The 13,004-nt window shown below is 71.0% G+C and carries 13 protein-coding genes; 6 read left to right on the top strand and 7 right to left on the bottom strand.

The features are described 5' to 3' along the window. Nucleotides 1–11: 11 nt before the first annotated feature. Nucleotides 12–911, bottom strand: coding sequence for a GmrSD restriction endonuclease domain-containing protein (locus tag AWC30_RS03270; protein ID WP_234807919.1), 900 nt, complete (start codon nt 909–911; stop codon nt 12–14). A 72-nt stretch (nt 912–983) separates the two neighbouring features. Continuing rightward, complete coding sequence (locus AWC30_RS03265; RefSeq protein ID WP_234807918.1) at nt 984–1,292, bottom strand: helix-turn-helix transcriptional regulator; 309 nt, start codon at nt 1,290–1,292, stop codon at nt 984–986. Nucleotides 1,293–1,410: 118 nt separating this feature from the next. Between AWC30_RS03265 and ctaD the strand changes: the two genes are divergently transcribed. Beyond that, the gene (gene ctaD / locus AWC30_RS03260) at nt 1,411–3,141 is read left to right on the top strand and encodes an aa3-type cytochrome oxidase subunit I (protein WP_085108736.1); all 1,731 of its coding nucleotides are present in this window, start codon (nt 1,411–1,413) and stop codon (nt 3,139–3,141) included. Nucleotide 3,142: 1 nt separating this feature from the next. Here the strand turns inward: ctaD and AWC30_RS03255 are convergent, their stop codons facing one another. Together AWC30_RS03255 and AWC30_RS03250 are read right to left on the bottom strand one after the other, a co-directional pair. Further along, on the bottom strand, nt 3,143–3,592 hold the full coding sequence (locus tag AWC30_RS03255; RefSeq protein WP_085108734.1) for a group III truncated hemoglobin: 450 nt from the start codon (nt 3,590–3,592) through the stop codon (nt 3,143–3,145). Next, nucleotides 3,585–4,292, bottom strand: a complete 708-nt coding sequence (locus AWC30_RS03250; protein WP_085108759.1) for a helix-turn-helix transcriptional regulator — start codon at nt 4,290–4,292, stop codon at nt 3,585–3,587. Before AWC30_RS03250 ends, AWC30_RS03255 begins: the two co-directional genes overlap by 8 nt. Nucleotides 4,293–4,419: 127 nt before the next feature. On the opposite strand from AWC30_RS03250, the gene AWC30_RS03245 reads away from it, so the two are divergent. Next, the gene (locus AWC30_RS03245) at nt 4,420–5,826 is read left to right on the top strand and encodes an acyl-CoA synthetase (RefSeq protein WP_085108732.1); all 1,407 of its coding nucleotides are present in this window, start codon (nt 4,420–4,422) and stop codon (nt 5,824–5,826) included. Nucleotides 5,827–5,951: 125 nt separating this feature from the next. Beyond that, complete coding sequence (locus AWC30_RS03240; protein WP_085108730.1) at nt 5,952–6,236, top strand: hypothetical protein; 285 nt, start codon at nt 5,952–5,954, stop codon at nt 6,234–6,236. 52 nt (nt 6,237–6,288) lie between these two features. On the opposite strand, the gene dapD is transcribed toward AWC30_RS03240, so the two are convergent. Continuing rightward, nucleotides 6,289–7,242, bottom strand: coding sequence for a 2,3,4,5-tetrahydropyridine-2,6-dicarboxylate N-succinyltransferase (gene dapD, locus AWC30_RS03235; protein ID WP_109561905.1), 954 nt, complete (start codon nt 7,240–7,242; stop codon nt 6,289–6,291). Nucleotides 7,243–7,323: 81 nt separating this feature from the next. Here dapD and AWC30_RS03230 point away from each other — a divergent pair, with 81 nt between their 5' ends. Next, nucleotides 7,324–8,361, top strand: a complete 1,038-nt coding sequence (locus tag AWC30_RS03230) for a carbon-nitrogen hydrolase family protein (RefSeq protein ID WP_085108726.1) — start codon at nt 7,324–7,326, stop codon at nt 8,359–8,361. A 3-nt stretch (nt 8,362–8,364) separates the two neighbouring features. Here the strand turns inward: AWC30_RS03230 and AWC30_RS03225 are convergent, their stop codons facing one another. Next, nucleotides 8,365–9,183 carry a hypothetical protein gene (locus AWC30_RS03225; RefSeq protein WP_133053643.1) on the bottom strand — a complete coding sequence of 273 codons (819 nt, stop codon included), beginning with the start codon at nt 9,181–9,183 and terminating at the stop codon, nt 8,365–8,367. An 84-nt stretch (nt 9,184–9,267) separates the two neighbouring features. On the opposite strand from AWC30_RS03225, the gene dapE reads away from it, so the two are divergent. Continuing rightward, the gene (gene dapE, locus AWC30_RS03220) at nt 9,268–10,329 is read left to right on the top strand and encodes a succinyl-diaminopimelate desuccinylase (RefSeq protein WP_085108722.1); all 1,062 of its coding nucleotides are present in this window, start codon (nt 9,268–9,270) and stop codon (nt 10,327–10,329) included. Here dapE and AWC30_RS03215 read toward each other — a convergent pair. Further along, complete coding sequence (locus tag AWC30_RS03215) at nt 10,314–12,350, bottom strand: AAA family ATPase (protein WP_085108720.1); 2,037 nt, start codon at nt 12,348–12,350, stop codon at nt 10,314–10,316. The two genes, dapE and AWC30_RS03215, sit on opposite strands and share 16 nt — an antisense overlap. Before the next feature lie 48 nt (nt 12,351–12,398). Here AWC30_RS03215 and AWC30_RS03210 point away from each other — a divergent pair, with 48 nt between their 5' ends. After that, nucleotides 12,399–12,950, top strand: coding sequence for a cytokinin riboside 5'-monophosphate phosphoribohydrolase (locus tag AWC30_RS03210; protein WP_085108718.1), 552 nt, complete (start codon nt 12,399–12,401; stop codon nt 12,948–12,950). Nucleotides 12,951–13,004: the final 54 nt, after the last annotated feature.

The following is a 13,004-nucleotide window of genomic DNA, read 5'->3' as shown; positions in this document are numbered from 1 at the left end:
GGGCGCGGCGGTTACTCGCAGGCGACGCCGTCACCGTCGCGATCCAACGCCGGCCGGTAGCCGGGCTGGCCCAACAGCAGCGGCGCCGCCCCGGCGGCGCGCGCAGCCGCACAGTTCGGGAAGAACACCGGCAGACCCGGTTCCGGCGGTGGCGCAACCAGCGGCGCGGGCACCGGTTCGGGGATCTCGGCGGGCGGCTCGGCGGGCGGGCAGTCCCCGCCCAGCACGCGCGCGATCGCGTCGCGCTCGGCGGCGGTCACCCACAGCCCGTAGGCGGCTTTGACCTGCACGATGCGCGACACGTAGGCGCACCGATAGGACGTGTTCGGCGGCAGCCAGGTGGCGGCGTCGCCGTCGCCCTTCTGTTCGTTGATCGGTCCGAACGTGGCCTGCAGGTTGGCCGGATCATTGGCGAAGTTGCGCCGGGTCGTCTCGTCCCACTGCTGCGCGCCCTTCTGCCAGGCGTCCGAGAGCGCCACGACGTGATCGATCTGCACCTCCCGCGATGTGGTGCGGCCCCGCTCGAACGCGATCTGCCTGCCGGTGTACGGGTCCTCGAGCACGCCGCTGAGCACCACGCAGCCGTTGGTGCCGGGCTTGAGCTCGACCGCGGTCAGGTCGCGACGCAGAATGTCGTTGCGGGTGTCGCAGCCGTTGTGCCCACCGGGCACCGTCACGTCGTCGCTCCAGGCCTGACCGAAAAGGCCACGGTCGTACCCGGTTTTAGGGGCGCGGCCCTTGACCGGAAGGGAATCGAGCAGGGTCAGCGTCGGAGCGATCGGATCGGCCTCGGTGGTGATCACCGGATCGGCGGGGGCGCCGACGGCGGGGGAGTCGCTCAGCGAACCGAGGGTCAGGATGCCGGCACACAGTGTTGCGACGGCCGCCAACGTCACGATCCCGCGCTTCACCAGGACACCTTCGCTCACCTCGGTTGACTCGGTGCCGTCACCATAGGGCAGGAGTCCGACACGGGCCGCGGGTCAGCGCGGGGAGACCTCCAGGTCCAGGCCGAGAACGTCGGCGATCGCGGCGACCAGTTCGAGTTTGACCGAGCCCGCACCGTATTCGACGGCCTGCACGCTGGAACGGGAAACCCCGGCCAACTCCGCCAGGGACTGCTGGGTCAACTGCAGGTCGATGCGCCGCGCCGCGATCCGCTCGGCGAGCCCGGCGATCACCGGAATGGAATCGTCACGGCAGGGACTGGTTCGCCGCGGTCCGGTCACCGCACCCCCTAGGTCGTCGAAGGTCTGAAGGCGCCGCAGGGCCTTGCCGGGGAAGTTCGGCACCCGCCCCGGGTCAATTTAAAGTACTACAATCCGCTAATAAGAGCGCCCGACGGTGGTGCCCCGAGATGGGTACGCTAGGGACAACGGCGCACGGCACTCGACGCAACGGGGCGACGATATGACCTCATTCGCAACTCGACCGGGCACCTCGCTGGAACCGGTACGACCGTACCCCGCGCGAACCGGCCCCAAGGGATCGTTCCTCTACAAGGCCGTCACCACGACCGACCCGAAGCTCATCGGGATCATGTACCTGGTCACCACCTTCACCTTCTTTTTGATCGGCGGCCTGATGGCGCTGCTGATGCGGGCCGAGTTGGCCGCGCCGGGGATGCAGTTCCTGTCCAACGAACAGTTCAACCAGCTGTTCACCATGCACGGCACGATCATGCTGCTGCTGTACGCCACCCCGATCGTGTTCGGTTTCGCGAACGTGGTGCTGCCCTTGCAGATCGGGGCGCCCGACGTGGCCTTCCCGCGGCTGAACGCGTTCTCCTACTGGCTGTACCTGTTCGGCGCGTTGATCACCGTCGCCGGCTTCGTCACCCCCGGCGGGGCGGCCGAGTTCGGCTGGACCGGCTACACCCCGCTGAGCGACGCCGTGCACTCGCCGGGCGCGGGCGCCGACCTGTGGATCACCGGACTGGTGGTGGCCGGCCTGGGCACCATCCTGGGCGGGGTCAACATGATCACCACCGTGGTGTGCATGCGCGCCCCGGGCATGACCATGTTCCGGCTGCCGATCTTCACCTGGAACATCCTGATCACGATGATCATGGTGCTGATCGTCTTCCCGCTGCTGACCGCCGCGCTGCTCGGCCTGGCCTACGACCGCCACCTCGCCGGCCACATCTACGACCCGGCCAACGGCGGGGTGATCCTCTGGCAGCACCTGTTCTGGTTCTTCGGTCACCCCGAGGTCTACATCGTGGCGCTGCCGTTCTTCGGCATCGTGACCGAGATCTTCCCGGTCTTCAGCCGCAAGCCGGTTTTCGGTTACACCGCAATGGTGTTCGCGACCATGTCGATCGCGGCGCTGTCCACCGCGGTGTGGGCGCACCACATGTTCGCCACCGGCGCGGTGCTGCTGCCGTTCTTCTCCCTGATGAGCTATTTGATCGCGGTGCCGACCGGGATCAAGTTCTTCAACTGGATCGGCACCATGTGGAAGGGGCAGTTGACCTTCGAGGCGCCCATGCTGTTCGCCCTGGGTTTTGCGATCACGTTCCTCGCGGGCGGTCTGTCCGGGGTGATGCTGGCCAGCCCGCCGCTGGACTTCCACGTCACCGACACCTACTTCCTGGTGGCGCACTTCCACTACGTGCTGTTCGGCACGATCGTGTTCGCCACGTTCGCCGGCATCTATTTCTGGTTCCCCAAGATGACCGGCCGGCTGCTCGACGAGCGGTTGGGCAAGGTGCACTTCTGGCTGACCTTCATCGGTTTCCACACCACGTTCCTGGTGCAGCACTGGCTGGGCAACGAGGGGATGCCGCGTCGCTACGCGGACTACCTGGACACCGACGGCTACCAGCCGCTGAACATCGTGTCCACGATCGGCGCGTTCACGCTGGCGCTCTCGATGCTGCCGTTCGTGTGGAACGTGTTCAAGAGCTGGCGTTACGGCGAGGTGGTCAACGTCGACGACCCGTGGGGATACGGATGTTCGCTGGAGTGGGCGACCAGTTGCCCGCCGCCGCGGCACAACTTCACCGAGCTGCCCCGGATCCGTTCGGAGCGACCGGCGTTCGAGTTGCACTATCCGCACATGGTGGAGCGGATGCGCGCCGAGGCCCACATCGGCCAGCGGCCACCCAGCCACGACGCGGGCGAACCCGACCGCACCTGAGTCAGATTCGGGCGGTGGCGACGACGGCGTCGAGTTCCGGATTGTTCTCGCCGGTGAGCCGCCGGTGCATCGCCCAGGCGAACCGGGCCGCCTCGGTCTTGGCCTTGTGGGAGACCGGGCCGGCGAACATCTCGTCGACGGTGGCCACCCACGTGGTCAGCCAGCGCGCGAAATGCCTGCCGGCCAACGGCGTCCGGTCATGGACGGTCAGGTGGACCGGCAGCGGGCTACCCCGGTACAGCCCGGCGTGGAACAGCACCGTCTCCCAGAAGTCCGTCATCACCGGGAGGTGCCCGTCGAGTCCGCTCACCTCGCGCACCTGGGTGAACGGTACCGAGAGCACGTCGTCGACGAGGACGCGTCCGTAGAAGGTGCGCAGCAGTTCCTCGAGGTCGGCGCGGCCGCCGATGTCGGCGTACTCCTGCGTGGGTGTGGCTGCCGCGTCAGTCATCGGCGAAAACCCGTGCGGTGCACAGTTCCGGGGTGACGAACGGCTCCAACTCGACTTGGGAGTCCGACCCGGCGCCGGTGGTCAGGCCCCGCAGCAGACCCAAATGGATCCCGCAACTCACCTCCGGGAAGGTCAGCGCCAGGTCTTTGACCGGACAACTGCGCAACTGGATCGTGCGCTCCCGCGCTTCGGTCGCCGCGAGGGTGGGGGCGAAGCCCATCTGCTCGAACACGGCGGCGGCGAAACCGGCTTGGGCGTCGAGGGCGTCGTCGTCCACGTCGGGTTCCAGGCCATCGGATTGGTCGGCCATGATCCGCGCCGCCCAGCGTCGGCCGGCCCGTTCGGCTCGTTGCCGCCGCTCCTCGATGGTGTCGCCCAACTCCATGGCCAGCACTTCGACGACGCTGCGGTAGTCCATCCGGCCCTGCACCGCCACGTAGCCGGTACGCGGCCGGCCCACGCCGGACCGGTTGATCCGGGTGCGGGCCACCAGGCCCTCGTTGCACAACGCGTCGAGATGGAACCGCACCGTGGTCACATGCAGTCCGGTCAGGCCGGCCAGCGTGGCGGCGTCCACCACGCCGCGTTGCTCACGCACCAACCCCAGCACCCGTTCGCGTTGTTTGGTGCGCGGCCACCGCGCCGAGCGGTCCGGCCGCGGGTCGGCGGAGTGTCGTCTGCGGTTACCGGAATCGCTCACCACGCGTGTTTACCTCCAGCCGCTATTAAACGGAGAACAGTCATCGATTTTAGCATCGCCCGAGTGGCGTCGACCGCGTGTCGATCCGTCCCCACCTTAGCGAAGATCGCCCGGTAACCTCGGCGCCGTGCTGCTGACCTCGCTGAATCCCGACGCGCCCGGCGCCGACATCGCCGACGCGATCCGCATCGACGGGGCGGTCCTCAGCCGCGGCGACCTGATCGGCGCGGCCACCGCGGTCGCCGAACGGCTCGCCGGTGTACGCCGGGCCGCGGTACTGGCCACGCCGACGGTGTCGACGGTGCTGGCCGTCGCCGGCTGCCTGATCGCCGGGGTCACCGCCGTGCCGGTGCCCGCCGACGTCGGCTCCGCCGAACGCGACCACATCCTGACCGACTCCGGCGCGCAGGCCTGGCTGGGGGAGGCGCCCGCGGAGTCCGGCGGACTGGCGCACATCCCGGTGCGCCGCCATGCGCGCTCCTATCACCGTCATCGCGAACCGGCGCCGGAGACCACCGCGCTGATCATCTACACCTCCGGCACCACCGGTGCGCCCAAAGGGGTGCCGCTGAGCCGGCGCGCCATCGCCGCGGACCTCGACGCGCTGGCCGCCGCCTGGCAGTGGGGCCCCGACGACGTGCTGGTGCACGGCCTGCCGCTGTTCCACGTCCACGGCCTGGTGCTCGGCCTGCTCGGTTCGCTGCGGGTGGGCAACCGGTTCGTGCACACCGGCAGGCCGACCCCGGCCGCCTACGCCGAAGCCGGCGGCACACTGTATTTCGGGGTGCCGACCGTGTGGTCGCGCATCGTCGCCGAACCCGCCGCTGCCGCCGCGCTCTCCTCGGCGCGGCTGCTGGTCAGCGGCAGCGCCCCGCTGCCGGTGCCGGTCTTCGACCGGCTCGCCGAGCTCAGCGGGCACCGCGCGATCGAACGCTACGGCAGCACCGAATCGCTGATCACGCTGTCCACCCGGGTCGACGGGGAGCGACGCCCGGGTTGGGTCGGGCTGCCCCTGGACGGAGTGCAGACCCGGCTGGTCGACGAGGACGACCGGCCGGTCGCCCACGACGGCGAGACGATCGGCCGGCTGCAGGTGCGCGGCCCGATGGTCTTCGACGGCTACCTCAACCGCCCGGAGGCCACCGCGGAGGCGTTCGACACCAACGGTTGGTATCGCACCGGCGACGTCGCGGTCATCGACGGCGACGGGATGCACCGCATCGTGGGCCGCGAATCGGTGGACCTGATCAAAACCGGCGGATTCCGGGTCGGTGCCGGTGAGGTCGAGACCGCCCTGCTCGGCCACCCCGGGGTACGCGAGGTCGCCGTCGTCGGGCTGCCCGACGAGGACCTCGGCCAGCGGATCGTGGCGTTCGTCGTCGGCTCGGCGGAACTGGACCCCGCCCGACTGAGTGACTTCGTGGCCGGCGAACTGTCGGCCCACAAACGTCCCCGCGACGTGCGGATCGTGACCGAGTTGCCCCGCAACGCGATGGGCAAGGTGCTCAAGAAAGAGTTGCTCGCCCGGGAGTGATCCGCGCTATGCCCACCGGCGGATCCGCGCGCCGGTTAGTCTGACAGTCCGGCATGCCCGGACCGGCTGCTGTAAGCAGAACAGCGCCAACCCAGCTACAGCAGAACAAGAAGGGATACCGCAGCATGAATCGACTCAGCGCCGCCGTCCTCGGGGCCTTCGTCTCGGCGATGTTCGTCTTGACCGGATGTTCGGCGGGCATCGTCAACAAGGGTGGCGACACGACCTGCAAGGAATACCAGGACCTCGACAACGACAAGCAGCGGTCGGCCGTGGAGAAGATGGTCAACGACCGCAAGGGTGAAGAGGGCGCCAACCTGGAGGTCTCCGTCGTCCAGGCCGCCGTCGAGGCCTACTGCAAGACCGTCGGTACCAGCAGCAGCAAGATCAGCGAAGCCGACCTGTCCTGATCGTCGCTGACGTGGGTGGCGTCGCCGGGTGAGCCCGCGGCGTCACCCACGTTCAGTTGGCGTGCAGGTCCTCGTTGAGCGCGATTCCGTGCCCGTCGCGCGAGACCGCCTCGACCGCACCGGAAACCGAGTTGCGCCGGAACAGCAGGTTGTTCGATCCGGACAGCTCGCGCGCCTTGACCGTCGCGCCGTCGGGCAGCACCACCTTGGTGCCCGCGGTGACGTACAGGCCCGCCTCCACGACGCAGTCGTCGCCGAGCGAGATACCCAGCCCGGCGTTGGCGCCGAGCAGACAGCGCTGACCGACCGAGATCACCTGGGTGCCGCCGCCGGAGAGCGTGCCCATGATCGACGCGCCGCCACCGACGTCGGAGCCGTCGCCGACCACCACGCCCGCGGAGATGCGGCCCTCCACCATTGATGCGCCCAGCGTGCCGGCGTTGAAGTTGACGAACCCCTCATGCATGACCGTGGTGCCCGCGGCCAGGTGAGCGCCGAGGCGGACCCGATCGGCGTCGGCCACCCGCACACCGGCCGGAACCACGTAGTCGACCATCCGCGGGAACTTGTCCACCCCGTACACGGTGACCGGTCCGCGGCCGCGCAACCGGGCCCGCACGGTCTCGAAACCCTCGACGGCGCACGGGCCGTGGTTGGTCCACACCACGTTGGTCAGCACACCGAACAGCCCGTCGGCGTTGAGCCCGTGCGGGGCCACCAACCGGTGCGACAGCAGATGCAGACGCAGGTAGGCGTCGTGGGCGTCGGTCGCCTTGTCGGTCAGCGCGCCGATCACCGTGCGCACCGCGATCGTCTCGGTGCCGCGGTCCGCGTCACGACCGGTCAACCCGGTCAGCTCCGCCGGGATGTCGGCTCCGGCCAGCCGGGTGGTGCCCGCCGGGTCCGACCCGCCGAGTTGCGGCGCGGGAAACCAGGTGTCGAGGACCGACCCGTCGTCGGCCACCGTCGCCAAACCGATACCCCAAGCTCCAGTCACGCCGGTCAGGCTACTGTCTGCCGCCTCACGCGACGAACCAGACCCTCGCCCGGGCTGCTCGGCGGCGCCGAACCGGGACACAATGGGGGCATGGTTGTGCTTCCGTCGGTGCGGGTGGCGGCGGTCCAGGCGGCCCCGGTGTTCCTGGACGTCCCCGCCACCCTCGACAAGATCGACGGGCTGGTGGGTGAGGCCACCGCCGGCGGGGCGGAACTGGTGGTGTTCGGGGAGAGCTTCCTGGCCGGGTTCCCGATCTGGAACGGGGTGTTGGCGCCGATCGACCAGTACGACTTCCACGAGCGCCTGGTCGGTAGCGCGATCACGGTGCCCGGACCCGAGTGCGAGCGACTCGGCGCCATCGCCCGGGCCCACTCGGTGGTGCTGTCGGTCGGCGTCAACGAACGCAATCCGGCGAGCCTGGGCCAGGTGTGGAACGCCAACCTGGTCTTCGACCGCACCGGCCGGCTGGTCAACCACCGCCGCAAACTGGTCGCCACCTGGTACGAACGCCTCACCTGGTCTCCCGGTGACGCCCACGACCTGCGGCCGGTCGAGCTCGGTGGCTGGCAGCTCGGCGCGCTCATCTGCGGTGAGAACACCAACACCCTGGCCCGTTTCGCGCTTTTGGCCCAGGGCGAGCGGCTGCACCTGGCCACCTACCCACCGGCGTGGCCGTTCGACGGCCGCACCGAAACCTACGAGTACGACCTGCCGGCGAACATCCGGCTGCGCGCCGCAGCCCACGCCTTCGAGGGCAAGGTCTTCGTCGTTGTCGCCGCGACAACCCTCGACGACACCGCACTGCGGCAGGTGGCCCGCGACGATCCCCGGATCGAACAGGCGCTGCGGGCCACGGCGCCGGCGTCGATGATCCTGGGCCCGGACGGGCGCCTGGTGGCGGGTCCGCTCACCGAGGACGGCATCCTGCACGCCGAACTCGACCTGCAACGCGAGGTCGTGGCCAAACAGGCCCACGACATCGTCGGCACCTACAACCGGTCGGACATCTTCCGGCTCTCGGTGGACATGCGCCGCCGGTCCATCCTCGACCCGCACGACCGGGTGGACGACGACCCGGGCGACGGCGCGGTGTTCACCGCGCGCGCCGACCCCGATCGCCGGGCCTGAAGATCAGCCGGCCGCGGCGCGCAGCCGGTCACGCCACCGGACGAACCCCTCCGCCAGCCGGGGCGCGCCCAGCGACTCCAGGCGTCCGATGTGGTCGCTCAGATAGTCGTCGTAGAGGGTGACGAAGCCGCGGCGCAGCAACTCCGTGGCGGCCGCGTCGTCGGGCGGGTCGGTCCGCCACCGAAACGCCGCGGCCACCAATTCGGCGGCCGGACCGCGGTGTTGGGCCGAATAGCGTTCGACGGCCGCGTGGTTGGTGCCCTCCAGGCCGGTGTCGGCGGTGAACAGGAACCGTACCGGGAACAGCACCACCTTGGTCATCGCCCGCACCCCGCCGGCGACCAGCAGCGCCGGGTCGGCGGCGCCGGCCACGACCTGATCGGTCAGCAGGTCCAGCGCGAACCGCGCACCGGCCACCGTCAGGTCGGCCCGGCTCGGCGGAGTAAGCCCGTCCCGGACCTCGTCGCCGTAGAGCAGCCGGCCGTGCTCGAACAGGCAGAGCCGGTCGAGTGGGGGGAACCGCCCGGCGCCGCTGCCCGCCCGCAGCGAGTCCGGTGATCCCCAGAACACCGAGACCCGGGCGTGCAGGTCGGAGCCGAGCGCGCGGACCCGCTCGGCGAGTTGCTCCACCGACGCCGCGTCCGAGGAGGTGAGCGGATCGGTGAGGATCAGCGCGGTGTCGACGTCGCTGACCAGCGGGCTGAACCCGCCGTGCGCCAGGCTGCCCATGGCGTACACCGCCAGGAGTCGCTCGTCGCCGAACGTCTCGCGCGCGCCGGCCACCACGTCGGCCAGCACGGCCTCGCCGTCGTCCGCCGCCATCGGCATGTCCTTCCGTCCCGGTCCGGGCCGGCCACCCGCCGCTCACCCGCGCCGGTGCCGGCCCCACCCACTAGGCTGCCAGTCGTGCTGGACTTAGGCGGTGATCCGGTCTCATTGACCGCTGCGCTCGTCGACATTCCCAGCGAATCGCGCCATGAGGCCCGCATCGCCGAGGAGGTCGAAACCGCGCTGCGCACCCAGACCCGCGGCTTCGAGATCATCCGCAACGGCAACGCGGTGCTCGCGCGCACCGACTTGGGACGCCCCAGCCGGGTGATGCTCGCCGGGCATCTCGACACGGTCCCGGCGGCGGACAACCTGCCCAGCCGGCGGGTCGGCGACCAGCTGTACGGCTGCGGCACCGCGGACATGAAATCCGGGGTGGCGGTCTTCCTGCATCTGGCGGCCACGTTGAGTGCACCGGCCCACGACCTGACGCTCGTGTTCTATGACTGCGAGGAGATCGAGGCCTCGGCCAACGGGTTGGGCCGCATCGAACGTGAACTGCCGGAATGGCTCGACGCCGACCTGGCCGTGCTCGGCGAACCGACCGCCGGCTACATCGAGGCGGGCTGCCAAGGAACCTTGCGGGTGGTGATCAGTGCGGCCGGCACCCGAGCGCATTCCGCTCGATCGTGGCTGGGGGACAACGCGATCCACCGGCTCAGTGCGGTGTTGGACCGGCTGGCCGACTACCGCGCCCGCAGTGTCGACATCGACGGCTGCCGCTACCGGGAGGGGCTGTCCGCGGTGCGCATCGACGGCGGGGTGGCAGGCAACGTGATCCCCGACGCGGCCTCGGTGACCGTGAATTACCGGTTCGCGCCGGACCGTTCGCCGGCCGAAGCGCTCAACCACGTCCACGGCGTCTTCGCCGGGCTCGACGTCACCATCGAGCAGACCGACGCGGCGCCCGGAGCCTTGCCGGGACTGCACCGGCCGGCGGCGCGCGCATTGGTGGAGGCCGCCGGACAGGTGCGCGCGAAGTACGGCTGGACCGACGTGTCGCGGTTCGCCGCCCGCGGTGTCCCGGCGGTCAACTACGGGCCCGGGGACCCGAACCTGGCCCACACCCGCGACGAACACGTACCCGTCGCGCAGATCACCGCCGCGGCCGAACTACTGAGCCGCTATTTGAGCGGCTGAGCCGCCAGCGCCCGGGCCTCACCCAGCGCCTGCTCGCCCAGCACGCAGGGCACCCGCTGCCCCAGGAGCGCCAACGGTTCGGCCGCGAGCCGATCGCCCAGCCGCACCGCCTCCCGCCACACCCGCAGGGCCACCGCCTGCTGCCCGGCCCGCTCGGCCATCCGGGCGGCGTCGCGGACCGCCAGCACCGCGCTATGGCGGTCGTTCATCGCCGCCCGCTGCCAGCCTCGCGCGACACCCAGCTCCGGGGCGAACAGCGCCGACTTGGTGCCGTGACGGGATTCGGCGCGGCTCAACGCTTTCGACGCGGCGGCCACCTCGCCGCCGCGGGCCAGCGCGGTGGCCAGCAACATCAGCGACAGCGGCCCCCAGGAGTATCCGGTGCGTTCCAGCGCGGCAGCAGCCGGAGCGAGCAGCGCCGCGGCGCGGTCGGCGTGATCGCCGGCCAGCAACACCTCGGCGATGAGAACCTCGCCGATCGCGCGGCCCGGCTGTTGCAGTTCGGCGAAATCGGTGAACTGCTGAGCCAGGCCGAGCGCGTCGTCCAGCCGGTCGGCCAGCACCAGCGTGGTGATCTCGGCGAGCCCGACGGTGAACCGCAGCAGCCCGGGGTGCTCGGCGCCCAGCGCCCGCTGTGCCAGCGGGCCGACCTGCTCGACACGGCCCTGCCGCGCGGCGCACAGCGCGGCCGCACTGCCTGCCCAGGCCACCGCGGTGTCGCCGGCCGCCGGGGTGTTGAGCACCCGTTCGGAGATCTCCACCGCACGCTGCAGGTTGCCTGCGTTCATCGCGAAGGTGGCGGCCAGCGCGTCCAGGGTGGTCTGTGCCGACGGCCCGACCACCCGGGCCCGGGTGCTCTGCAGGAACGCGGTGGCCCGCTCCGGCTCACCGAGACCGAAGAACTGGTTGGCGGCCCGCGGCAGCGCCCACGCCAACAACTCGTCCTCGGTGAGGCCGGCCGGGTCGACAGCGGCGAGCACCGCGTCGGCCTGCCGGCCACGGCCCCGGTAGCCCAGCGCGGTGGCCAGCACCAACCGTGCCGGCAACCCCGCGCCCCGTTCCAGCGCCGACTCGGCGAGCCGCTCGGCCAGCCGCAACGCACCCAACCGCAGGGCCTCCTCGGCGGCCGCGACGACCTCGTCCACCGGCTGCGGTGCGGTACTGCCGGCAGCCAGCACCGCGCGGCGCAACCGGTCGCTGACCTCCTCGGCGGGGCGGGTCTGCCACTGCCGGACCACGTCGGTGCGGCGGGCCCGGGCGCCGTCGACACCCAGCGCGGCCAACGCCCGTTCGGTGAACAACGGATGGGCGCTGTAGACCACCGGGTCGACGTCCCGGCCCCCGCGCACCCGGGTTTCGGCGGCCCCGAACCGTTCGGCGAGCGGCACCGCGTCGGCGCCGGCCAGCCCGTCCAGGTCCGGGCGGGACAGCGGTTCGGCCACCGCCAGGTAGTCGACCACCGCGCGGGCCTGCGGCGGCAGCCCGGCGAGGAATTCGTCGACCTCGGTGGCGGTGGTGCCCACCGGCGGCGTGAGGTCGATGCGCTCCAGCAGCGCGTCGGTCCACAACGCGGTGATCACCGCGGGTGCCGCGTCGGCGCGGGCGCTGACCACCATCCGCGCCGCCCCGGCCAGGGCGAGTTGGTAGACCAGTGTCGCCGAGAGAACGTCCAGTTCGTGGGCGTCGTCGACCACCAGCAGCAGGTCGGACTCCGCGCCGGCCCCGATCAGTGAGGCGCGGGCGGCGCGCAGCAGCGCGGCCGGTTTGCCGATCTCGGCGATCTCGATGAGGTGACCGAACGCCCCGAACGGGACGTCCCGCTCGGTGGGGGTGCCGGTCACCCAGCGCACCACGGTCCCCGGGGCGGCGTCGGCACGGCGTTCGGCGGCGAGCCGGGCGAGGGTGGACTTGCCGACCCCGTCGGGCCCGAGGACCACAGCCCCGCGGGCGGCGCCGGACAGCGCGGCATCGAGTCGCTCCTGGGCGGCCGCGTGGCGGGGAACGTTCCACCGGATCGGCATCGGGGCGGAGTTTACGGTGCCCGACACCACCCGGCTAGCCTTTCCGGTGTGCGATGGCCGACGGAGTGGGTGGTGTGCGTGTACTGCGCGTCCGGGCCGACCCATCCGGAGCTGCTGTCGCTGGCCGGGCGGGTCGGGATGGCGATAGCCGAACGGGGCTGGACGCTGGTGTGGGGCGGCGGCAACGTCTCGGCGATGGGCGCGCTGGCCACCGGGGCCCGGGTACGCGGCGGCCGCACGGTCGGGGTGATCCCCGCCGCCCTGGTCGGCCGGGAGCTGGCCGACGTCGACGCCGACGAGCTGATCGTCACCGAGACGATGCGGCAGCGCAAACAGATCATGGAAGACCACGCCGACGTGTTCCTCACGCTGCCCGGCGGTATCGGCACCCTCGAGGAGATGTTCGAGGCGTGGACGGCCGGGCACCTGGGCATGCACGACAAGCCGGTGGTGGTGCTCGACCCCGACGGCCACTACGACGGGTTGTGGCGGTGGCTGGACGGGCTGGTCGACACCGGCTACGTGCCGGCGGGGGCGATGGAGCGGCTGCAGGTCGTCGGCGATCTCGAGGCGGCGCTGATAGCGTGCGCGCCGGGCTGACCTCGGGATTAGGCTGGCGGCAGACGGCCGGCCGGCCCGCGCGGACCGGAGACC

The organism is Mycolicibacillus trivialis, assembly GCF_002102395.1.
GTDB lineage: Bacteria > Actinomycetota > Actinomycetes > Mycobacteriales > Mycobacteriaceae > Mycobacterium > Mycobacterium triviale.
This window is presented reverse-complemented; position numbering and strand designations above follow the sequence as displayed.